The organism is Segeticoccus rhizosphaerae (assembly GCF_005222685.1).
Lineage (GTDB): Bacteria > Actinomycetota > Actinomycetes > Actinomycetales > Dermatophilaceae > Segeticoccus > Segeticoccus rhizosphaerae.
Genome location: NZ_SWMA01000004.1, coordinates 132296 through 153920, shown reverse-complemented (window position 1 = coordinate 153920; position 21625 = coordinate 132296). Strand labels below are relative to the sequence as shown.

Below are 21625 nucleotides of genomic sequence, written 5' to 3'. Positions count from 1 at the left end.
TGTGTCCAGCCGAGGGGAAGGGCTCAGCGCAGGACGTGCTGCCCCTCTGCCGGCGCCGCCTCGGGGTCGCTGTCGCCGCCGATGGCGAGGTCACGCCGCTTGGTGATGGTGATGACACCGACCAGGATGGCCAACGCGACGACGGCGATGACGATGCGCAGCACCTGGTGCGAGTCCGCGCCGATCGACATGGTCACGACGGCCGGCGCGATCAGCAGCGACACGAGGTTCATCACCTTGATCAGCGGGTTGATCGCCGGCCCCGCAGTGTCCTTGAACGGATCGCCGACGGTGTCGCCGATGACCGTCGCGGCGTGGGCCTCGGAGCCCTTGCCGCCGTGGGCGCCGTCCTCGACGATCTTCTTGGCGTTGTCCCAGGCCCCACCGGCGTTGGCCAGGAAGACCGCCATCAGGGTGCCCGCACCGATCGCGCCGGCGAGGTAGCCGGCGAGCGCGCCGACGCCCAGGCCGAAGCCCACGACCACCGGGGCCAGGACGGCCAGCAGGCCGGGGGTCGCCAGCTCACGCAGCGAGTCCTTGGTGCAGATATCGACGACGCGCGCGTAGTCGGGCTTCTCGGTGTAGTTCATGATGCCCGGGTGGTCGCGGAACTGGCGGCGCACCTCGAAGACGATGGCGCCCGCGGCTCGGGTGACGGCGTTGATCGCCAGCCCGGAGAACAGGAAGACCACCGCCGCACCGATGAGCACACCCACGAGCGTGTTGGGCGAGACGACCTCCACACTCAGCATCGACGCGCTGATACCGGAGGTGTCCACACCCGTCATCGTGCTCAGGGCTTCTCGCACCGAGTCGGTGAACGAGCCGAACAGCGCGGTCGCGGCGAGCACCGCCGTCGCGATCGCGATGCCCTTGGTGATGGCCTTGGTCGTGTTGCCCACGGCGTCGAGCTCGGTGAGGATCTGCGCACCCTCGTCGTGCACGTCTCCGGACATCTCGGCGATGCCCTGGGCGTTGTCCGAGACCGGTCCGAAGGTGTCCATCGCCACGATGACACCCACCGTGGTGAGCAGGCCGCAGCCCGCGAGCGCCACGAGGAACAGCGCCAGGATGGTGGAGCCCATGCCGAGCAGGAAGGCCAGGTAGACGGCCGCGCCGATGATGACCGCGGTGTAGACGGCCGACTCGAGGCCGACCCCGATCCCGGACAGGACCACCGTCGCAGCGCCGGTCAGGGACGTGCGGGCCACGTCCATCGTGGGCCGCTTGTCGGTGCCGGTGAAGTGGCCGGTGAGCCACAGGATGATGCCGGCCAGGATGATGCCGAGGATCACGGCCGCACTGGCGATGAGCCGGGGGTCACCGCCGAGCTGGGCGATCTGGGTGTTGGTCAGGCCCTCGAAGTCGGCGAACGAGCTGGGCAGGTAGATGAACGCGGCCAGCGCACACAGGCCCGCGGAGATGAGTGCCGACACGTAGAAGCCGCGGTTGATGGCCACGAGGCCGTTCTCGCCGGCCCGGGGCTTGGTGACGTAGACGCCGAGCATCGCCGTGATGGCGCCGATGGCGGGCACGATCAACGGGAAGACCAGACCGGACTCCCCGATCGCGGCCTTGCCCAGGATGAGCGCGGCGACCAGCGTCACGGCATACGACTCGAACAGGTCGGCGGCCATGCCGGCGCAGTCGCCGACGTTGTCGCCCACGTTGTCCGCGATGGTGGCGGCGTTGCGCGGGTCGTCCTCGGGGATGCCCGCCTCGACCTTGCCCACCAGGTCGGCGCCGACGTCGGCGGCCTTGGTGAAGATGCCACCGCCGACGCGCATGAACATCGCGAGCAGCGCGGCGCCGAAGCCGAAGCCCTCCAGCACCTTGGGGGCGTTGCCCTTGTAGAGCAGCACCACGACACCGGCGCCCAGCAGACCCAGGCCCACGGTCGCCATACCGACGACGCCTCCGGTGCGGAAGGCGATGCGCATGCCCTCGTCACGGCCGCTGGTCCGCGCGGCCGAGGCGACGCGGACGTTGGCCTTCACGGCCAGGCTCATGCCGAGGTAGCCGATAGCGGCGGAGAAGACGGCGCCGATGACGAAGAAGATCGAGCGGCCGATCCGCACACCGCCGGTGTCGGCGGGCAGCGCGAGCAGGACGAAGAAGACCACCACGACGAAGATCGACAGGGTGCGGAACTGCCGCTGCAGGTAGGCCTGGGCGCCCTCCTCGACGGCCGCGCCGATCTCCTGCATCTTCGGCGTGCCCGGGTCGGCCTTGAGCACCTCCCCGCGGAACTTCACCCCCATCCCCAGCGCGATGAGTCCGATGATCGCCACGACGGCGACCACGGTCAGGTTGCCTCCTCCGAGCGACAGGGAGCTCCCGTCAACAGATGGCATCAAACCCGGCATGCGGTTCCTCCTACGGGCAGGGTCCAAACGCGTGGGGCACGCGTGGCTGCCGTCACTCTATGGGGCGAGTGAACACGAGGACAGGGCGGGATTAGAAAATTGTGCCCACAAGCCACGGGATGAATGGGCCGCGGAGCTCCGGCTGAGGTGGGAGCGAGCGGCTCAGACGAGGCTCGCGACGGCGTCATCGACGCTGTCGAAGATCTGGAAGACCTTGTCGAGTCCGGTGATCGCGAAGACCTTGAGGATGCGCTCGGAGCGGCACACCAGGCGCAGGGTGCCCTCGTGCGACCGGACCATCTTGAGCCGACCGACGAGCACGCCGAGGCCCGTGGAGTCCATGAACGCCACGTCCTGCAGGTCGATGACCAACTGTCGACGGCCCTCCGCGATCTGCTCGTCGAGGCGCTCGCGCAGCTGGGGAGCGGTGTAGACGTCGATCTCGCCGCCGACCGCGATCACGGTGACTTCGCCGTGGTCAGCGGTGGAGATGGACAGGTCCACGGACGGCTCCTTGCCTGTGTTGCCGTTGAGATGAGATCGTCGGTCACTGGCCGCGGGCGTGCCCCGCTGCAAGGCCCAGCCTAGAGCGCGCGGGCGACGAACGCGACATACGGTGGGTGCAGCCATGACCATCGACATCGACGGCGACCTCGCGGCCGCCCCCACGAGCACGCTGCGCCGGCTGTCCCGCGGCACCCGCAGCGAGCGGCTCCTGCACGTGCAGCACGTTCCGGCGCGGGCGGAGGTGCGCGCGCCCTGGCCGGACTGGGTCAACCCGCAGGTGCACGCGGCGCTGGCCGGGGACGGGATCAGCGGGCTGTGGTCGCACCAGCGCGAGACCGCGGACCTGGCCCGGGCCGGGCAGCACGTGGTCGTCTCGACCGGGACGGCGTCGGGCAAGAGCCTCGGCTACCTGCTGCCGGTCCTCTCCGACCTGGTGGACGGCGCGACGGCGGCCTCGGGCCGCGGTGCGACGGCGCTCTACCTGTCACCCACCAAGGCGCTCGCCGCCGACCAGCGCGCACGTCTGGACGGGTGGGCGATCCCCGGGCTACGGGCCGCCACGTATGACGGGGACACCCCCGCGGAGGAGCGGCGCTGGATCCGCGACCACGCGCACTACGTGCTCACCAACCCGGACCTGGTGCACCACTCCCTGCTGCCGGGGCACGAGCGCTGGGCACCGTTCCTGCGCGCCCTGCGCTACGTCGTGATCGACGAGTGCCACGTCTACCGCGGACTCTTCGGATCCCACCTCGCCGTGCTGCTGCGGCGGCTGCGCAGGGTCGCTGCCCGGTATGGCGTGTGCCCGACCTTCGTGCTCGCCTCCGCCACCGTCGCCGACCCGGCGCAGCACGCGGGCGCGTTGCTGGGGCAGCCGGTCCGGGCGGTCACGAGGGACGGTTCTCCACGCGAGTCCCTCACCTTCGGGTTGTGGGAGCCGGCGCTGGTCGAGGGAGGCGGCGAGCACGACGCACCGCACCGCCGCAGCGCCGTCGCGGAGAGCGCGGACCTGCTGGCCGACCTGGTGCTCGACGGGGTGCAGACGGTGGCCTTCGCCCGGTCCCGGGTCGGGGTCGAGGTGCTGGCCACGGCGGCGCGGCGGACGGTCGGGCAGGTGGACGCGGCGCTGGAGGGCACGATCGCGGCCTACCGCGGGGGCTACCTGCCCGAGGAACGACGCGCGCTCGAGCAGGCGCTGCGGTCGGGGACCCTGCGCGGGCTGGCCGCGACCAACGCGCTGGAGCTCGGCATCGACGTGAGCGGACTGGACGCGGTGGTCCTGGCCGGATGGCCCGGCACGCGGGCGTCGCTGTGGCAGCAGGCGGGCCGTGCGGGGCGACGGGGCTCACCCTCCCTCGCGATCCTGGTCGCTGCGGACGACCCGCTGGACACCTACCTCGTGCACCATCCGGCGGCGCTGTTCGACCAGCCGGTGGAGGCGGCCGTGGTCGACCCGGACAACCCCTACGTGCTCGGGCCGCACCTGGCCGCCGCCGCGGCCGAGCTGCCTCTCACCGAGGCCGACGGTGACTACTTCGGGCCCGGGATGCTGCCGCTGCTGGACGAGCTGGCGTCGCGCGGCGTGCTGCGCCGACGACGCTCGGGGTGGTACTGGACCCGGCCGGACCGTGCCACCGACCACGTCTCGCTGCGGGGCAGCGGCGAACCCGTGGTGCGGATCGTCGAACGGTCCAGTGGACGGGTGCTGGGGACGGTCGACGGGGAGCGGGCGCACAGCACCGCGCACACCGGCGCGGTCTACCTGCACCAGGGCGAGCCGCACGTCGTCACCCAGCTGGACCTCGAGGACGCGAGCGCGCTGGTGGTGCGCGGAGATCCGGGATGGTCGACGCAGGCCCGGACCACGAGCAGCTTCGTGCTGGGCCGGACCGAGCTGTGCTGCGAGTGGGGGCCGGTCGGGCTGGCGTTCGGCAGCGTGTCGGTGACCTCGCAGGTCACGTCCTTCCTGCGCCGGCTGCCGTCCGGCGAGGTGCTCGGGGAGCACCCGCTCGACCTGCCGCCGCGGACGCTCGCGACCAAGGCCGTGTGGTGGACGATGCCGGAGGACCTGCTCGCCGCGGCCGGCATCGGAGAGACCGATATCCCGGGCGCGGCCCACGCCGCAGAGCACGCCGCCATCGGCATGCTGCCGCTAGTGGCGACCTCCGACCGGTGGGACGTGGGCGGCGTCTCGACGGCGCTGCACCCGGACACCGGCCTGCCGACGATCCTGGTCTACGACGGCCACCCGGGCGGCGCGGGCTTCGCCGAGCGGGGCTTCGACCGGGCCGTGACCTGGCTGACCGCCACCCGCGACGCGATCGCGGCCTGTGAGTGCCGCGCCGGGTGTCCCTCCTGCGTCCAGTCGCCCAAGTGCGGCAACGGCAACGAACCGCTCGACAAGGCCGGGGCGATCCGGCTGCTCGACGCCGTGCTCCGACACGCGCCTTCCGAGTCGAGCCGACCACGCGCCTGAGCTCGGCTAACCCGCTGGAGGCGGCCCGGCGCGGGCACGCGCGACGGCTTCGGGGAGGGCGGCCACGGAGGGCGGCACCGCCGCCTCCACCTGGATCGCGCCGCCTGAGACGGCGCACTCGGCGAGCCGCGCGGCGTTCGCCCGGACGATGACACCCGCGACCGCGCACGCCTCGCCAGCCGGTGCGCCCCGCAGCACAGCAGACGCTCCCGCCAGCGCCCCGAGGTCAGCGGCCGACCGCGCGCGGTGGCTGGCGACGACCGCGCTGCCGAGCACCAGGGCGGCCACTCCCAGGCTGACCAGGACACCGATCACGCCCATGGCCAGCACGGTGGCGGATCCTCGGTCGCGCCCGGTCCGTTGGACGCCTGGAGCCGTCGACCGTCGAACACTCGACGGCCAGCGTGCAGCACGGCCCGGGTGGAAGGCCACCCACCGACGCGGCTGGGCGCCAACGGGGCTCACGGCGCCGGCCCTCCGACCTCGAGTGGTGCCGAAGCCGTCGCCGCCGGCGCGAACGACTCCGGCAACAGCGCCCCCACCATCCGGGCGCGCGCCCTCACCGACACCCGGACCGCTCCCCCGTTTCGGCTCACCTCGACAGTGGCACCGTCGGGAGCGGCTTGTCTCACAAGCGCGCGCACGGTGCCCGACGGCTCACCCCGCGCGGCGGCCCGCGCGCCCAGTCGGGCTGCGTCGACGCACCGCACCTGGTCGATCACCAGCCCGACCCCGCCGAGCAGGACACCGAGCAGCAGGACCACGACCGGGAACACGGCAGCGAGCTCTGCGGTCACCATGCCCCGGTCGGGCCTGCGGACCATCAGGAGGCGATCGCCAAGGCGCTGGTGATCACCTTGGACAGCGCGCTGCGAACCGCGTCCGAACGCACGATGGCGATCAGCACGGCAGCGAAGCTGCACGCGGCAAGCGTGCCCACGGCATACTCCGCCGTCGACATACCTGCCTCGACGCCACGACGCGCCGCCGTCCATCGGGCGTACCATCGTGCACCCACCGATCGCCCGTGCCCGGTTGTCCTGCGGGTCATGGACTTGGTCATGAATCGCTCCTTCCACGAGGTGAACTGACCTTCATCGTGGAAGCCGCGCGCTCGCCGCGGAACCGGAGTTGGCCCGTCTGTGCATCGCGTGGTCTGGCGCGGCCCGACTGTGGATGACGCGGGCGACGACCAGCCGAATTCCCTGTGACGGGCCGATTCGCGCTGTGTATCATTTGATACATGAGTGAAGTGGAACGGACCATCGCCGCGGACACGGACCGCGTGTGGCAACTGCTCAGCGACCTCGACAACTGGGACCAGATGCTGCCCACGATGCAGCGGGTCACGCGCCTTGGCACCAAGGGCCCGCTGGGCGTGGGAACTCGGTTCGAGGTTCAACAGCCGGGCCTGCGCCGGGCGGTGTATGAGATCACCGATTGGCAGCCGGGTCGCGGATTCACCTGGCGCTCAACGGCGCCCGGGATACGGACCGCGGCGCCCCACTGGCTCGCTCCGCAGGACGAAGGAACCCGGCTGGTCCTGGGGATCGACTGGTCGGGGCCGTTGACCGGGCTCGTCCGTCTGCTCTTGGGTTCGAAGGTTCGCCGGATGGTCGAGCAGGAAGCCGACACCTTCACCCGATTGGCAGAGCGTGCCGGCCGGCCCGACTGAGCATCCTCGAGAGGTACTGCTGGGCCGGATCGTGGAGTGGTTCGCGGACAACGGCGTACTCGACACCAGCATGCGCACGCTCGCGGCCGGCGTCGGCACGAGCAACCGGATGCTCAACTACCACTTCGGATCCCGGGACCGGCTCTTGTCGGCGGTGATCGAGCGGGTCTGCGAGGCGGAGCGGGATGCGCTCGACCAGTTCCTCCGCGACACCAGCGATCCCGTCGATGCCGGCACGAGGTACTGGTCCCACGTCGCCGAGACGGCCAGCGCCTTCGCTCCGCTGTTCTACGAGCTGTCGGTGCACGCCATGTACGGCAAGGAGTATGCCGAGGGGTTGCGCGACATCCTGACCGATGCCTGGTTGGCCGGATTTACCCAAGGCTTCGCCAGGCTCACCGACAGTGCCCACGCCGAGCGGCTGGCTCGGCTGAGCCTGGCCGTGGGCCGCGGCGTGCTCTTCGAGGTGGCGCTGACGGGCGACCGTGCCGCGGCCGACACGGCGATCGAGGAGTTCACCGCGCTGATCAGGCACGCCCTCGACCCACCCCTCGACCCCACCCCGTGACCGGGAACGGCACCGCGCGCCGGTACGGGAGGTGCCGGGCTGACCTGCAGACGGCCCCTCAGCGCATCCGCTTCGGCTACACCTCCGCCGACGGGGACAGGACGGACCGGTATGTCGAGCCGCACCGCCTGGTCTCGATCGGTCGCCGTTGGTACCTCGTCGCCTACGACCCGGGCCGGCACGACTGGCGCAGCTTCCGGCTCGATCGGATGGACGAGCCGTCCAGCACCGGCGAACCGTTCCGACCGCGCGAGCTCCCCGCCGTCGACGCGGCGACCTACGTGCCCTCCGGGATCGAGCAACAGACTCGCCCACACGGGGTGATCGCGCTCGTCGAGGCACCAGAAGCCCTGCTGCGAGAGCGGATCGGCGCCTGGGCTGACATCCGGGCCGTTGACGAGGGCCGCTGCCGAGTGACCATGACGGCCGACTCGCTCGAATGGCCGGCTATGGCGCTGGGCGTCACCGGAGCGCCGTTCACCCTCGAGTCCCCGGCCGCGATGCGCGACCTCCTCACCGACTGGTCCGCTCGGTTCGGTGCCGCCGCCACATGACTCGCCGGTCGAACGCCGGGCCATGCGCAGGTCTCCAGCCCCGCAGGGTTTCTCAGACGAGGAAACAGAAGACGAACACCGCGAGGCACAGGAGCAGCATGCCGATGGCGTTGACGAACAGGTTGCGGCCGAGGTCCCGGGCGCGAACGTGCATGGAGATCGCCACCAGGAAGTAGAGGATCAGGCATCCCGTCGTCACCGGCCCGAGCCAGGGCACCCAGATGCCCGCCAGGAGGCCCGCGGCCGCGGCGAGCTTGATCGGGGCCATCATCGGCCAGTACCTGCGTGGCCACCCCACCTCGGCAAAGCACCGGGCGATGAAACCCACCGGCTTCCAGCACAGAGCTGCGTCGACCACGCACACGATCGCGAGGAGGACAACCGGCCAAGCCGGTTCGGGTAGTGCGTGCATGAAGCGACCGTACCATACGGTATGGTATGGTCGCTTCATGACAGCCCGGGACCGCTGGATCGATGAAGGCATGACCGCTCTCCGCGAGGGCGGGGCCGCAAACGTCCGCGTCGATCGCATCGCCGCGAGCCTCGGGCTGACCAAGGGCTCCTTCCACCATCACTTCCGCGGCGTCAACGACTTCCACCGGGCGCTGCTGCGTCGATACGAGCTCGACTCCAAGGACGCCATCGAGGGCGCCGCGAGGGCCGGCGCCGACCTTCCGGCCGAGCAGGCGCTCACGGCACTTCCCACCCGGGCCGCCCTCGACCCGCGTCTCGAGGCGGCCATCCGGGGATGGGCGCTGGAGAACGAGGAGGCCGGCTCCACCCAGGCCCGTGTCGACTCCGCCCGCCTCGACGCCCTCGTGGACCTGTGGCAGCGCATCCTCCCCGACCCCGCACGGGCCCGGACCGCCGCCCTCGTACCCCACTTGCTCACCATCGGTGCCTCGGTGGCGAAGCCGACCCTCACCCAAGCGGAGCTGGACGACGTGTTCGCCCTCCTGGTGTCCCTCGTCCCCGCAGTGAGGTAGTCGAGGTGGTCCGGCGGCGGGTCCAGCCCACTGCACCTACGCCCGCCCAGCGGATGACTGGCTACTCGCGGGTTTCGTAAGATTCCCTCCGGGTACCAGAGCCACTTCAAGGCACATCGGATCCCGTCCGGCCGTGCGTGAGCGCGGAGGACCGCGGATAGGAGGACAACCATGTTGCTGCCACAACCTCGGGGGCCGATCAGCCACGGTGTCGTGCGGCTGCTGAAGGACGACCGGGACGAACCGGCTGCCCTCACCGGCGGGGACGAGGGGGACCTGCAGGACGACGACCTGCAACTGGCGCTGTGGATGCTGTTCGAGCTGCACTACCGCGGCTTCGCCGATGTGCCCGCGGGCCGGGAGTGGGACCTCGACCTCCTTCGCCTACGAGCCGAGCTGCAGGAGCGGCTCGAGCAGGAGCTGCGCTCGCGAACGGCAACCGCCGTTGCCGAGGCGCTCACCGTGCCGGAAGCGGACTTCCCCGAAAGGCTGACCGCCCTGATCGACGCCGCAGACGGACCGTCCGTTGCGGCCTACCTGCAGCGCGACGCCACGCGGGACCAGGTGGTGGACTTCATGCGTCAACGCAGCATCTACCACCTCAAGGAGTCCGACCCCTACTCGTTCGTCCTCCCCCGGCTCGAGGGAGCTCCCAAAACGGCGCTCGCCGAGCTGCAGTATGACGAGTACGGCGCGGGGCTGCCGCACCGGCTGCACCAGACCATGTTCGGAGACGCCCTGGAAGGATGCGGTCTCGACCGCGAATACGGCGCCTACATCGACCAGGCCAGCGCCCTGACCCTCGCGACGAGCAACGTCGCCTCGCTCTTTGCGCTCCAGCGGCGGTTGCGCGGCGCGGCGCTCGGCCACTTCGCGGCCTTCGAGTCCACGAGCTCGGTGCCCTGCCGCAAGATTGCCCGCGGGATCCGGCGGGTCGGTCTGCCCGATGTGGTGGCGGCCTACTTCGACGAGCACGTGGAGGCAGACGCCGTGCACGAGCAGGTCGCCGTCCGGCACATCTGTGGCGCCCTGGTCGAACAGGAGCCCGCGCTTGCCGAGGACGTCCTCTTCGGAGCCGCCGCCTGCCTGGCCGTCGACGCCCTGGCCGGGGAGCGGCTGCTGGCGTCCTGGGCGTCCTCGGACTCACCCCAGGGTGAGTCGTCACTCACGCGCGCCGCCGCGTCCCCCACTTCCGGATGACCTCGAGGAGATCCCCATGACTTCCACGGACCGCGAGGTGACGGTCGAGCAGTGTCCCGGCGGCCCGCTCCTGGTGCGCGGAGCCGACATCATCCGCGACGCGGAAGGGACCGCCCACGACGTGACTCGACCGCTGGTGGCGGTTTGTGCCTGTGGGAAGACCGGACGACCCCCATGGTGCGACGGGACCCACAAGGCGCTTCGGCGGCCCACGTGAGCGCCGCCGAAGCGGTGGACTTCGGTGGCCTGCGCATCAGCTTCGACCACCGGGTGCTACGTCCACGTTCGTGGACGGCCGCGCAGTCGCACTGGGCCAGCGACCTGCTGCGCACCGCTCCGGCGGGGCACGTGCTGGAGCTGTGCACCGGTGCGGGACAGCTCGGCCTGCTGGCCGTCGCCGGCACCGACCGACGACTCGTGGCGGTCGACGTGAGTCCCGCTGCGGTGAGCCTTGCACGCGCCAATGCCGAAGCGGCCGGACTCGCCGAGCAGGTGGAGATCCGGCAGGGGAACCTCGACGAGACGCTCGACCCCGACGAGCAGTTCGCCGTCATCATCGCCGACCCACCGTGGGTCTCTCGCGCAGATGTTGCGCGGTACCCCGAGGACCCGGTGCTGGCCATCGACGGCGGCACACATGGCCTGGACCTGGCCCTCCGCTGCCTGGACGTGATCGAGCACCACCTGGCCGATGGCGGCTCGGCGGTCCTGCAACTCGGCACACTGGCGCAGGTCGCTCGCGTTCAAGCGTCAGTCTCGGCGGCGACGCACCTGCGCGTCGTGGAACACCGCGAGTTCCCGGATCACGGGGTGCTCGTCCGCATCGACCGGTCCTCGGGCTGAACGGCCCCGCGTCCCTCAGTGGACAGGATTGAGTCGATCCCGCGGCACCGCTCCACCAGTCCTTTGAACAGGCCCTGGTCGGTCCGGGCCTCGGGGTGCCACTGCACCCCGAGCCAGAAGTCGCGGTCCTCGCGTTCCATCGCCTCGAGGGTGCCGTCCGCGGCGTGGGCGGTGGGGGTGTAGCCGGGGTGGGTGATCACTGCTTGGTGGTGGTGGCAGGCGACCTGCACCTGGGGGCCGATCAGCGCGGCGATCCGGGAGCCGGCGACCGTGTCGACCGCGATGGTGCCGTAGACGTCCCCGCCGGGTGAGTGTCCCTCGTGCGACACGACGTCCGGGAGGTGTTGCTCGAGCGAGCCGCCGGCGTGCACGGCCATGACCTGCATCCCCCGGCAGACTCCGAGCACCGGCAGCGTCTGGTCCTCGGCGGCGTCGAGCAGCGCGATCTCCCAGCCGTCGCGGTCGGCTCGCGGCGCGCCGGTCCGCTGCTGCGGCCGCTGGCCGTAGCGGCCCGGATCGATGTCCGCGCCGCCGGCGATGACCAGGGCATCCAGGCGGGACACCACCTCGGCTGCCGCCTCGGGGTCGTCGGTCGGCGGCAGGAGGACCGGCACCCCGCCGGCGAGGGTGACCGCCCGTGCATACTCGGCGTTGAGCAGGTCCGCCTGGGCGTGCCACACGCCCCAGCGGGCCTGCTCCCGGTAGGTCGAGATCCCGATGACCGGTCGCATGTCAGAGCGGCGTCACGTAGGCGCCGGAGATGCCGCCGTCGACCAGGAAGGTCGAGGCGGTCATGAAGCTCGACTCGTCGGATGCCAGGAACAGCACGGCGTTGGCCATCTCCTGTGGCTCGCCGAAGCGGCCCATCGGCACGTGCACCAACCGGCGCTGCGCCTTCTCGGGGTCGTCGGCGTAGAGCTGCTGGAGCAGCGGGGTGTTGACCGGCCCCGGGCACAGCGCGTTGACCCGCACCCCCTGCCGGGCGAACTGGACTCCGAGCTCGCGGGTCATGGACAGCACCCCGCCCTTGGAGGCGGAGTAGGAGATCTGCGAGGTCGCCGCACCCAGCACCGCCACGAAGGAGGCCGTGTTGATGATCGAGCCCTTGCCCTGCTCGAGCATGTAGGGCAGCGCCGCCTTGCAACACAGGTAGACGCTGGTGAGGTTGACCTCCTGCACCCGGCGCCACGCGTCGAGGTCGGTGTCGAGGATGGAGTCGTCCTCCGGCGGTGAGATGCCCGCGTTGTTGAAGGCGATGTCCACCGATCCGTAGGTCTCCTTGGCGGTGCGGAACAGCGCGTCCACCTGCTCCTTGTCCGTGACGTCGGTGGCGACGAACGTTCCGGACACCCGCTCGGCCACCGCGGCGCCGCGCTCCTTGTCGACGTCACCGATCACGACCTTGGCGCCCTCCTGCGCGAAGCGCTCCACGGTCGCCAGCCCGATCCCCGAGCTCCCCCCGGTGATCACTGCCACCTTGCCCTCGAGCCGTCCGGTCACGATGTCGCCTCCTCGTGTGCGATGAACACGTTCTTCTCCTCGGTGAACGCGTCCGGTGCGTCCGGCCCGAGCTCCCGGCCGAGGCCGGACTGCTTGTAACCCCCGAAGGGCGTCCAGTAGCGCACGGCACTGTGCGAGTTCACGCTGAGGTTGCCGGCCTCCACCCGCCGCGCGACGCGCAGCGCCCGTCCGACGTCGCGGGTGTAGATCGAGCCGGACAGCCCGTATTCCGTGTCGTTGGCCATCGCGACGGCCTCCGCCTCGTCGGAGAAGGGCAGCACGGCCACCACCGGCCCGAAGACCTCCTCGCGCCAGACCCGGTCGTCGGTGGAGCGCGGAGCGACCACCGTCGGTGGCACCCAGAACCCGTCGCCGTCCGGCGCCGGACCCGTGCACACCACGTCGACGTCGTCGAGGTAGCCGCGCACCGAGTCCCTCTGGTGCGCGGAGATCAACGGACCCATCTCGCTGCCCCGGTCGGCGCCGGGGTCGGTCACGACCATGCCCTGCACCGCCTTGCCGAGCTGCTCGAGGAACTGCTCGTGCACCGACTCCTGCACCAGGATCCGCGACCGCGCGCAGCAGTCCTGCCCCGCGTTGTCGAACACCGCGTAGGGCGCCGTCGCCGCGGCCTTGGCCAGGTCGGCGTCGGCGAACACGATGTTGGCGCTCTTGCCACCCAGCTCGAGCGTGCACCGCTTCACCTGCTCGGCGCAGCCCGCCATGATCTTCTTGCCCACCGCGGTCGACCCGGTGAAGCAGACCTTGCGCACCAGCGGGTGGGTGACGAACCGCTCACCCACCACCGAGCCCTTGCCCGGTATGACGGTCAGCACCCCCTCGGGCAGGCCCGCCTCGAGCGCCAGCTCACCGATGCGGATCGCCGTCAAGGGGGTCAGCTCGGCCGGCTTGAGGACCACCGTGTTGCCCGCCGCCAGGGCCGGGGCCATCCCCCAGCCCAGGATCGGCATCGGGAAGTTCCACGGCACGATGATGCCGACCACGCCCAGCGGCTCGCGGAAGGTGATGTCCACCCCGCCCGGCACCGGGATCTGCCGGCCGAAGAGCCGCTCCGGCGCCGCCGAGTAGTAGTTCAGGACGTCGCGGACGTTGCCCGCCTCCCAGGTCGCGTTGCCCCAGGTGTGCCCGGCGTTGCGCACCTCCAGCTCGGCCAGCTCGTCGATGTGCTCGTCGACCACCGAGGCGAACCGTCGCAGCAGGCGCGCCCGCTCGCCGGGGGCCAGGTCGCGCCACGGCGGGAACGCCGCCGCGGCCCGCTCGATGGCGGCATCGGTGCGGTCGACGTCGGCCAGCTCCACCTCCGTCACCGGGCTGGCGGTGGACGGGTTGATGACCGTGTAGGTCGTGCTCACGTGCGCTCTCACATCCTCTCGAAGCCGCGGCGCAGCTCCCAGTCGGTCACGGCGGCGTCGAACGCGGCGAGCTCGACGTCGGCCATGTTGGTGTAGTGGTCGACGACGGTGTCGCCGAAGGCCTTCCGGGCAAGGTCGGATCCGTGGAACGCATCGCGGGCCTCGCGCAGCGTCTTGGGCACGTGCGGCCTCCCCGAGGTGTAGGCGTTGCCGGTCAGCTCCTCGTCGAGCTCGAGCTCGTGGTCGATGCCGTGGAACCCTCCGGCCAGCATCGCCGCCAGCGCCAGGTAGGGGTTGACGTCGCCACCGGGCACCCGGTTCTCCATCCGCGCCCCCGCTCCGTGCCCGACCAACCGCATGGCGCAGGTCCGGTTGTCCGTGCCCCAACCGATCGTGGTCGGCGCGAACGAGCCGTCGGCAAACCGCTTGTAGGAGTTGATGTTCGGCGCATACAGCAGCGTGAAGTCGGTCATCGTCGCCAGCACCCCGGCCACGAACTGGTCATACAGCCTGCTGCGCCCACCGGTCTCCTCGTCCCAGAAGACCAGCGACCCGTCGGTCCCCCGCAGCGACAGGTGGATGTGGCAGGAGCTGCCCTCCAGGTGGTTGTACTTGGCCATGAAGGTCAGCGACTTGCCGTGCTGCGCCGCGATCTCCTTGGCCGCGGTCTTGTAGACCGCGTGGTTGTCCGCGATGTGCTTCGCCTCGTCGTAGAGGAACCCGATCTCGTGCTGGCCGGGGTTGCACTCCCCCTTGGCCGACTCGACGTCCATACCGGCGCCGTACATGTGGTTGCGGATGTCCCGCAACAGCGGCTCCACCCGCGTGGTCCCCAGGATCGAGTAGTCCACGTTGTACTGGTTCGCCGGCGTCAGGACGCGGTAACCGCGGTCCCACGCCTGCTCGAAGGTGTCCTCGAAGACGATGAACTCCAGCTCGGTGCCGGCCAGCGCGACGTAGCCGTCCGCGGCCGCACGCTCCAGCTGCGCCGACAGGATCCGCCTCGGGGACTGCTCCACCCACCGGTGGTCCATCCAGGCCAGGTCGCACTGGATCATCGCCGTCCCCGGCAGGTGCGGCAGCAACCGGATCGTGTCGTAGTCGAGGACGAACTCCATGTCCCCGTAACCCTTCTCCCACGAGGTCATCTCATAGCCCGCCACCGTGTTCATCTCCACATCGGCCGCCAGCAGGTAGTTGCACCCCTCCGTGCCGTGGTCGACCACTTGGTCGAGGAAGTACTGCGCGTGCAGCCGCTTGCCCTTCAAACGCCCCTGCATGTCGGTGAACGCGACGATGACGGTGTCGACCGCCCCGTCATCGATGCGGGCACGTAGCTGCTCCAGCGAGAGCAGCCGGTCGTTGCTGCGGATCGAACTCATCATGATCTCCTTCGGGCCTCAGCCCAACAGGCCGCGAAGCAGGGCCGCGGTGTCGTCGCAGTGCTGCTCCATACTCCGCCGGGCCCGAGAGGGGTCGCCGGCGATGATGGCGCGCACGATGGCTTCGTGCTGGGCGTCGGAGTGCTCGATGTTGACGCTCAGCACCGGGATGGCGGTCAGCAGCGTGTGCAGGTCCGCCTGGGACCGGGTGACCGCATCGATGATGTGCGGCGAACCGGTCAGGGTGGCGATCCCCAGGTGCAGCCTCGAATCGGCCTGCCGGTGGGCCCGCCGGCCCTGCGCCCTCGCCACATCCGCCAGGGCCGCCCTCAACATGGTCCGCTGCTTGTCCGACAGCGGACGAGAAGCAGCCACGTGGCACGCCCCCGCCTCCACGACCCGGCGAAACACCAACGAGTCCAACAGCTCCTCGCGTCGCTCACCCAGGTCAGGCGGACTGGTCGGCACGATCTCCGGCAGCGCCAGCACCCGCGTGCCGCCGCCCCGACCGCGCACACTCTGCAACAGGCCGGCCGTGCGCAGGGCAGCGATCGCCTCCCGCAGCGTGGCCCGTGACACCCCCATCCGCGCCGCCAGCTCCCGCTCCGGCGGGAGCGTGCTGCCCTTGGGGTAGACACCCAGCCTGATCGCAGTGGCCAGCTGCTCGAAACAGCCCTCGAAACCGTGGTGGGCCCGGACCGGACGCAGCATGACCTCCATCAACGGTTCGGACTCCATCGACGGGTCCGCCTGGGCGGCCTGACCGTTCACGACTCGAGCGCCCCCTCCGGGTCGCCCTCCTCCAACACCCTCTCCGGGTCCGCCGCGTTGTGGTCCTCGGGCGAGGCGCCGTGCATGAACCGGTTGCGGCCGCCGAGGAACCAGGAGATCGTCGCGAAGAGGAACACGACGAGCACCGCGATCGGTGCGTAGTTGAAGGTGTCCACGGTGATCGGCTTGCTCGGGGGCAGGACGAACATCACCACGATGACACAGACCCACACGACCGCAACCCACCCGATCACCGGGCTCCAGCGGCCGAGGTTCCACGGACCGGGCGTGAAGTGCTCCGCCCGCCGGCGCAGGAAGACCGGCACGACATACGCGATGTAGAGGCCGATCACGGCGATCGACGTCACCGCGAGGTATGCCGTCTGGTTGAACAGGGCGGGTAGCGCGAGCAGGATCGACAGGACGACGCAGAACCAGATCGAGTTGGTCGGCGTGCCCGTCCGCACGTTGACCTTGGCCCAGAGCCTCGAGCCGGGCAGCGCGTTGTCGCGCGAGAAGGCAAAGGTCATGCGGGAGTTCGCGGTCACGGAGGCCATCCCGCAGAAGAACTGGGCGACGCACACGATGAACAGCAGGAACTTGGCCACGCCTGGGCTGCCGAGGGCGTCGAGGAACACCTGGGCGGGCGGCAGGCCGGTGTCGGTGGCGGCGAGCTTGCTCAGTCCGGCGGCGCTGCCGTCCGGGATGGCCGCGGTGATCGAGTAGAGCAGGATGAACCCGCCGATGATCGACACCACCACGCTCATCACGATGCCGCGCGGCGCACTGGTCGCGGCCGACTTGGTCTCCTCCGCGACGTGGGCGGACGCGTCATACCCCGTGTAGGTGTACTGGGCCATCAGCAGGCCCATGAAGAAGACGTATGGCGTGAAGCCCCAGCCGGTCTCGTTGTGCCACCCGGTCAGGGTCCAGCCGACGCTCTGGTGGTGCTCGGGGAGCAGCCAGAGGAAGCCGACGATGACGAGGACGCCGACCACGTGCCACCACGCGGAGACCATCGACAGCAGGCTGACCAGGTTGACGCCGAAGGTGTTGAGCAGCGCGTGCGCCACGATGATCGCGATGAACAGCAGGAAGACGCGTCCGGGTGTGACCTGGACGCCCCACACGAGGTTCATGAACGCGCTCCACGTCGTGGCGCAGCCGAAGTCGATCGCGGCCGTGACACCGATCTCGCCCATGAAGTTGAACCAGCCGACGTACCACGCCCAGACCTTCTTGTTGCGGCGGGCGAGGCGGCCGGCCCAGAAGTAGAGGCCACCCGCGGTGGGGTAGCGCGAGCAGACCTCGGCCATCGCCAGGGCGACGCAGGCGACGAAGACGCCGACGATGAGCCAGCCGAGGACGATCGTCGAAGGGCCGCCGGATCTCAGCGCGATGCCGTAGGAGGTGATGCAGCCCGCCAGGATCGAGATGATCGAGAAGGAGACCGCAAAGTTGGAGAAGCCGGACATCCCCCGGTGCAGCTCCTGCTTGTATCCCATCTCCGCCAGGAGTCGGGAGTCGTCGTCGAGTTCCTCGTGCTGCTGCGCTGATTGGGTCATCAGGTTTCCCATACGCCGGGGACGGTGATGCCGCATGAGTATGTCGCTCCTGCGCCGATCGGTCAATGGTCCGGCCCCAGACCTTTACTGCTTCCCACGGGTACCCAGAGTTCGGACGACCGCGACGGGATGCGCTGAGCTCAGGCCTGCCCGAGGACGTCCTGGGCCAGCGCCAGCACGACGGGCAGCACCGTCATGAGCACGAAGGCGGGCAGGAACGCGAGGCCGAGCGGCAGCACGAGCGCGACGCCCAGCTTCGACGCCGCGACCTCCAGCCGGGCCTGCTGGGCTCGGCGCACGTCGGCCGCGCCGGCGGCCAGCAGCTCGCCCGGCGGCACTCCTGCGAGGCCGGCGAGGCTCATCGCCCGCGCCGCCGGCGACCAGGTCGGGGGCAGGTTGGCCCAGGCGGCCTGGTCGTCCATGCCCCACCGCAGGCCGGCGCTGACCACCCGTAGCTGACGACCGGCCTCACCGCCGACCTCTGCGGCCACCACCTCGATCGACTCGGTGACGCCGGCGCCGCCCGTGAGGGCCAGCGCCAGCAGGTCCATCGCGGTGGCGACGTCCGCCGCGTCATCTGCCGTCGAACTCTCCGGACCCGCAACCGGCGAGGAGCGTTCGCTGTCCGGTCCGGGCGCAGCCGCGTTGGCGGGCCGGGGCTGCGCGATGAAACCGCGGGACCGGTGCGCCCACCCGGCCGGCCACACCAGCACGGCGAGGAAGAGCAGGACCGCGACCGCCACGGTCATCCGGCTGCACCCGCACGAAGGCTCCGGCGCACCATGCGTCGGACCATCAACCGGCCGACCACGAGCAGGGCCAGTCCGAGGACGAGGCAGCCGAGGGCGAGTGGGGACTGGGTGTAGAGCGCGATCGGGGAGATGCCGAGCATCGCCGCCACCGCAGCGCCGCCGACCGGCAACACGGTCAGCAGGTTCATCGTCGCCCGCGCGCCCGCCGACGCGGCCTCCACCCGTCGCCCGGACCGTAGCCGCTCGCGCACCAGTTCGCTGCTGGCGGCGACGGCCTCCGACAGGGGCGAGCCCAGTGCCTCGCTGAGCGCCCAGGCCTGGGCGAGAAGCAGCAGCTCCGCTGAGTCCTGGTCGCGAGCGAGCTGCCGCCACCGGGCTGCCAGCGGTTCGCCGTCGCGGGCCCGTTCACCGAGGTCGACCAGCTGGTCATGCCACGAGGTCCGGAGGCGGCCGCCGCGGGCAGGCGCGCGGTCGTCGAGATTCACGCGCACCAGCAGCGCGAGCGCCTCACCCGGCGCCAGCCCGGCAGCGAGAGCCGGCGCGAGGCCCTCGAGCAGGGCCAGCGCCTCCTGCGGGGTGACCGAGCGGGATCGGCGGTGCACGCGGTCAGACAGCCGTCGCCCGACGGGGCCCAGCAGTGCGCCCGGTGGGCGCGAAGCGCTCCGATCGTCCGCGCCGGTGCCAACAGCGCCAGCCGTGACCCGGCCGGCGAGCGCGCGGACTGTCGAGCCACGAGCCGGCCAGATCAGCACCGCGGCAACCAGCAGGGCCACCAGGGCGGCGGTCATCGCGGCGGTCATGACGGCGGCGCTGTTGCCGGGCGGCGTGTGGGAGCGTCCGGACCGGTGGCCGGCTCGGGCTGCTCCTCGAGAGCCAGCATCTCGGCGAGCCTTGGCCAACCCTCTCGTCGACCACTGGACCCGTCCGGCCCACGAGAGAGCGCCGGCAGCACCCGGGGCCGAGCACCCTCCGACACCACCACCGCCAGCTCCTCGACCACACGCACGGGGCCGGATCGCGACAGGTGGACGACCACCTCGAGGGCGCTCAGCAGCTGCGCGTGCACTGCTGCGGGCCCCATGCCGGCCAACGCTCCGAGCGCCTCGAACCGCGCGACCACGTCGGCCGGGGCATTGGCGTGGACGGTGCCACAGCCGCCCTCGTGCCCGGTGTTGAGCGCCGTCAGCAGCTCACGGACCTCGGCACCGCGGACCTCGCCGACGACCAGCCGGTCGGGCCGCATCCGCAGCGACTGGCGCACGAGCGCGGTCAGCGTGATCGAGCCACGGCCCTCGACGTTGGGGCTACGGCCCTGCAGCCGCACCACGTGCGGATGGTCGACGGCGAGTTCTCGCACGTCCTCCACGATCACGAGGCGTTCGTCGCGCGGCACCTCGCCGAGCAGCGCTCCGAGCACGGTGGTCTTGCCGGACCCGGTGCCGCCGCTCACCACGAAACCGATCCGTCGACGCACGAGCGCCTGCAACGCCTCGAGCATGGTCGCGTCGCACGATCCCCAGTCGTGCAGCTGCTGCAGCGTCGGAGTCACCCGGCGCGGCACCCGCAGGCTGAGGTGGGGTCCGCCGTCGACGAGCGGCGGCAGGATGGCGTGCAACCGGACACCGCCCGGGAGCAGACCGTCGACGAAGGGAGAGGTGTCGTCGAGCCGTTTGCCTGCGAGCCCCGCCAGCCGCACCGCCAACCGTCGGACCTGCGCCTCGTCGCCCACCGCGAGCGGCTCGCGTCGAAGGCCGGTCCCACGGTCCGCCCAGACACCCGCGACACCGTTGACCAGGACGTCGGTGACCTCGGGATCGGCGAGGAGCGACTCGAGCGGACCCGCCCCGAGCACCTGGGACCGCAGTTGCTGGCGGGCCAGCCCGACGCCCTCGGTCCCCAGCACGATTGCGCTGTCCTCGACCACGGCGGAGACGAGGTCGTCGGTCGGTGCCCGCCCGGCGAGGATCTGACGCCACACGGGCTCATCAGCCGCCATCAGGCGACCATGCCGCTCGCGCCCGTGACGAGCTGGGCGAGCAGCTCGTCGGCCGCGCCGGCGACCGGCCCGCGGCGGTCCCCGGGCGCGAGGCCGTGCCACAGATCGGCGTCGAGCCCGCGTTCGTGGCGCAGCACGGTGGACAGGGGCAGGTCGACACCTTCGGCGATGACCGGCGCGAGGTCACCGAAGTGCCGGTCCACCCGGACGCACAGCCACGTCCGCCGCGAATCGTGGCAGACGTGCGGTGCCACGGCGCAGGCCGCAGCAAGTCCCCGCGGGTCGGAGCCGGCCAGCAGCACGACGTCGGCGCAGGCCTCGACCCAGCAGCCGAAGAGCGGCGCCCCGGGCGCGGGCAGGTCCACCGAGACGACCTCACACGCGGCCCGCAGCCCGGAGAGGACACCGCGCACCGGCTCGGCGGACAGCTCGACGTCGCGGGACCGGTCGAAGGACAGCACCGGCACCGTCTCACCCCAAGGCAACCGGGACAGCAGCTGGTCTCCGTCGACCTCCCCGCGGACCCGGGCCAGATCTGGCCAGCGCAGCCCGGTCTGCTGTTCCAGACCCATCGTGACGTCGAGGCCACCGCCGAACCGGTCCCCGTCGACGGCGAGCGCGCTGAGTCCCGCCGCGGCCGCGCGGACCGCGATCGCACAGGTGAGCACCGACGCACCAAGACCACCGGAAGCGCCGAGCACCCCGATGACCTGCGACGACGTGTTCATGCTGTTCATCGCCCCACGGTGAGCCCGAGGCGAGCTTGGACGCCATACCGTCGTCGGAGCCTGTGCGGGACGGGACTCGCGTGAGCGGGGTGTGGAGAACGTGGCCGGAAAAGGGGCCAAGGGGGGTCAGGAAAGGGGACGGCCCCCGTCGGGGGGACAACGGGGGCCGTCGACGCGCCGGGCTCCGGGGGGGAGGAGCCGGTGCGCCGGCACGCTCAACCCCTAAGGGGAGCGTGCACTTCCCATACTGTGCCCTTTGCAGGCGAAAGGCAAACGGAACGCGGAAACTCGCCGGGGGGAAGTTTTTCCCGCTGCGGCATCGATTCCTGCACCACGCTGACCGCCGGTCGGCGTCCTGGTCAACGGGTTCTGACAAGTGATAG

24 protein-coding genes are annotated in these 21625 nt (G+C 71.0%); 8 read left to right on the top strand and 16 right to left on the bottom strand.

All coding sequences use genetic code 11. The annotated features are described in order from the left end of the window. Positions 1–23: 23 nt before the first annotated feature. Positions 24–2366 (bottom strand): sodium-translocating pyrophosphatase, encoded by a 2343-nt coding sequence (locus tag FCN22_RS04925; protein ID WP_137120417.1) that lies wholly within the window; start codon positions 2364–2366, stop codon positions 24–26. A 162-nt stretch (positions 2367–2528) separates the two neighbouring features. Beyond that, a complete protein-coding gene (locus FCN22_RS04920) occupies positions 2529–2870 on the bottom strand; it encodes an STAS domain-containing protein (protein WP_137120416.1) in 342 nt (113 codons plus the stop codon). A gap of 124 nt (positions 2871–2994) precedes the next feature. Between FCN22_RS04920 and FCN22_RS04915 the strand changes: the two genes are divergently transcribed. After that, a complete protein-coding gene (locus FCN22_RS04915; RefSeq protein ID WP_137120415.1) occupies positions 2995–5349 on the top strand; it encodes a DNA 3'-5' helicase SftH in 2355 nt (784 codons plus the stop codon). Between the two features lie 6 nt (positions 5350–5355). On the opposite strand, the gene FCN22_RS04910 is transcribed toward FCN22_RS04915, so the two are convergent. From FCN22_RS04910 to FCN22_RS04900, 3 genes are read right to left on the bottom strand one after another with little or no spacing between them, the layout of a single operon-like run. Then, positions 5356–5781 carry an Rv3654c family TadE-like protein gene (locus FCN22_RS04910; protein ID WP_274381541.1) on the bottom strand — a complete coding sequence of 142 codons (426 nt, stop codon included), beginning with the start codon at positions 5779–5781 and terminating at the stop codon, positions 5356–5358. 29 nt (positions 5782–5810) lie between these two features. Continuing rightward, positions 5811–6173: a TadE family type IV pilus minor pilin gene (locus FCN22_RS04905; RefSeq protein WP_238384526.1), complete on the bottom strand. Its 363-nt coding sequence runs from the start codon at positions 6171–6173 to the stop codon at positions 5811–5813. Further along, the gene (locus FCN22_RS04900) at positions 6173–6412 is read right to left on the bottom strand and encodes a DUF4244 domain-containing protein (RefSeq protein WP_238384525.1); all 240 of its coding nucleotides are present in this window, start codon (positions 6410–6412) and stop codon (positions 6173–6175) included. The genes FCN22_RS04905 and FCN22_RS04900 overlap by 1 nt, the downstream gene beginning before the upstream one ends. Positions 6413–6592: 180 nt before the next feature. On the opposite strand from FCN22_RS04900, the gene FCN22_RS04895 reads away from it, so the two are divergent. Genes FCN22_RS04895 through FCN22_RS21835 form a run of 3 tightly spaced genes read left to right on the top strand, consistent with a single transcriptional unit; the run spans position 6593 to position 8146 of the window. Continuing rightward, positions 6593–7024: an SRPBCC family protein gene (locus tag FCN22_RS04895; protein WP_137120413.1), complete on the top strand. Its 432-nt coding sequence runs from the start codon at positions 6593–6595 to the stop codon at positions 7022–7024. A gap of 31 nt (positions 7025–7055) precedes the next feature. Continuing rightward, positions 7056–7592: a TetR family transcriptional regulator gene (locus FCN22_RS04890; RefSeq protein ID WP_137120412.1), complete on the top strand. Its 537-nt coding sequence runs from the start codon at positions 7056–7058 to the stop codon at positions 7590–7592. Next, on the top strand, positions 7589–8146 hold the full coding sequence (locus FCN22_RS21835; protein WP_202911398.1) for a helix-turn-helix transcriptional regulator: 558 nt from the start codon (positions 7589–7591) through the stop codon (positions 8144–8146). Before FCN22_RS04890 ends, FCN22_RS21835 begins: the two co-directional genes overlap by 4 nt. Positions 8147–8198: 52 nt before the next feature. Here FCN22_RS21835 and FCN22_RS04880 read toward each other — a convergent pair whose 3' ends face one another. Next, positions 8199–8558, bottom strand: coding sequence for a DoxX family protein (locus FCN22_RS04880; protein ID WP_137120411.1), 360 nt, complete (start codon positions 8556–8558; stop codon positions 8199–8201). A gap of 37 nt (positions 8559–8595) precedes the next feature. Here FCN22_RS04880 and FCN22_RS04875 point away from each other — a divergent pair, with 37 nt between their 5' ends. The 4 genes from FCN22_RS04875 to FCN22_RS04860 all read left to right on the top strand — a co-directional run bounded on the left by FCN22_RS04875 (position 8596) and on the right by FCN22_RS04860 (position 11175). Continuing rightward, the gene (locus FCN22_RS04875; RefSeq protein ID WP_162308137.1) at positions 8596–9132 is read left to right on the top strand and encodes a TetR/AcrR family transcriptional regulator; all 537 of its coding nucleotides are present in this window, start codon (positions 8596–8598) and stop codon (positions 9130–9132) included. A 171-nt stretch (positions 9133–9303) separates the two neighbouring features. Further along, positions 9304–10332 carry an iron-containing redox enzyme family protein gene (locus FCN22_RS04870; protein ID WP_137120409.1) on the top strand — a complete coding sequence of 343 codons (1029 nt, stop codon included), beginning with the start codon at positions 9304–9306 and terminating at the stop codon, positions 10330–10332. Positions 10333–10348: 16 nt separating this feature from the next. Then, on the top strand, positions 10349–10549 hold the full coding sequence (locus FCN22_RS04865; protein WP_137120408.1) for a CDGSH iron-sulfur domain-containing protein: 201 nt from the start codon (positions 10349–10351) through the stop codon (positions 10547–10549). Next, complete coding sequence (locus FCN22_RS04860) at positions 10546–11175, top strand: methyltransferase (RefSeq protein WP_238384524.1); 630 nt, start codon at positions 10546–10548, stop codon at positions 11173–11175. Before FCN22_RS04865 ends, FCN22_RS04860 begins: the two co-directional genes overlap by 4 nt. On the opposite strand, the gene FCN22_RS04855 is transcribed toward FCN22_RS04860, so the two are convergent. The 10 genes from FCN22_RS04855 to ssd all read right to left on the bottom strand — a co-directional run bounded on the left by FCN22_RS04855 (position 11136) and on the right by ssd (position 21251). Continuing rightward, complete coding sequence (locus FCN22_RS04855; protein ID WP_137120406.1) at positions 11136–11906, bottom strand: gamma-glutamyl-gamma-aminobutyrate hydrolase family protein; 771 nt, start codon at positions 11904–11906, stop codon at positions 11136–11138. The two genes, FCN22_RS04860 and FCN22_RS04855, sit on opposite strands and share 40 nt — an antisense overlap. 1 nt (position 11907) lies before the next feature. Then, complete coding sequence (locus FCN22_RS04850) at positions 11908–12675, bottom strand: 3-oxoacyl-ACP reductase (protein ID WP_137120405.1); 768 nt, start codon at positions 12673–12675, stop codon at positions 11908–11910. Continuing rightward, positions 12672–14048, bottom strand: a complete 1377-nt coding sequence (locus FCN22_RS04845) for an aldehyde dehydrogenase family protein (protein ID WP_137120404.1) — start codon at positions 14046–14048, stop codon at positions 12672–12674. The genes FCN22_RS04850 and FCN22_RS04845 overlap by 4 nt, the downstream gene beginning before the upstream one ends. 8 nt (positions 14049–14056) lie before the next feature. Then, positions 14057–15430 (bottom strand): glutamine synthetase family protein, encoded by a 1374-nt coding sequence (locus tag FCN22_RS04840; protein WP_137120403.1) that lies wholly within the window; start codon positions 15428–15430, stop codon positions 14057–14059. An 18-nt stretch (positions 15431–15448) separates the two neighbouring features. Then, on the bottom strand, positions 15449–16201 hold the full coding sequence (locus FCN22_RS22495) for a FadR/GntR family transcriptional regulator (protein ID WP_274381539.1): 753 nt from the start codon (positions 16199–16201) through the stop codon (positions 15449–15451). After that, the gene (locus tag FCN22_RS04830) at positions 16198–17766 is read right to left on the bottom strand and encodes an amino acid permease (RefSeq protein ID WP_238384523.1); all 1569 of its coding nucleotides are present in this window, start codon (positions 17764–17766) and stop codon (positions 16198–16200) included. Before FCN22_RS04830 ends, FCN22_RS22495 begins: the two co-directional genes overlap by 4 nt. Positions 17767–17906: 140 nt before the next feature. Continuing rightward, the gene (locus tag FCN22_RS04825; protein ID WP_137120401.1) at positions 17907–18515 is read right to left on the bottom strand and encodes a type II secretion system F family protein; all 609 of its coding nucleotides are present in this window, start codon (positions 18513–18515) and stop codon (positions 17907–17909) included. Continuing rightward, positions 18512–19318, bottom strand: coding sequence for a type II secretion system F family protein (locus FCN22_RS04820; protein ID WP_137120400.1), 807 nt, complete (start codon positions 19316–19318; stop codon positions 18512–18514). The genes FCN22_RS04825 and FCN22_RS04820 overlap by 4 nt, the downstream gene beginning before the upstream one ends. Beyond that, positions 19315–20514: a TadA family conjugal transfer-associated ATPase gene (locus FCN22_RS04815; protein WP_137120399.1), complete on the bottom strand. Its 1200-nt coding sequence runs from the start codon at positions 20512–20514 to the stop codon at positions 19315–19317. The genes FCN22_RS04820 and FCN22_RS04815 overlap by 4 nt, the downstream gene beginning before the upstream one ends. Further along, positions 20514–21251 (bottom strand): septum site-determining protein Ssd, encoded by a 738-nt coding sequence (ssd, locus tag FCN22_RS04810; protein ID WP_137120398.1) that lies wholly within the window; start codon positions 21249–21251, stop codon positions 20514–20516. The genes FCN22_RS04815 and ssd overlap by 1 nt, the downstream gene beginning before the upstream one ends. Between the last annotated feature and the right edge of the window lie 374 nt (positions 21252–21625).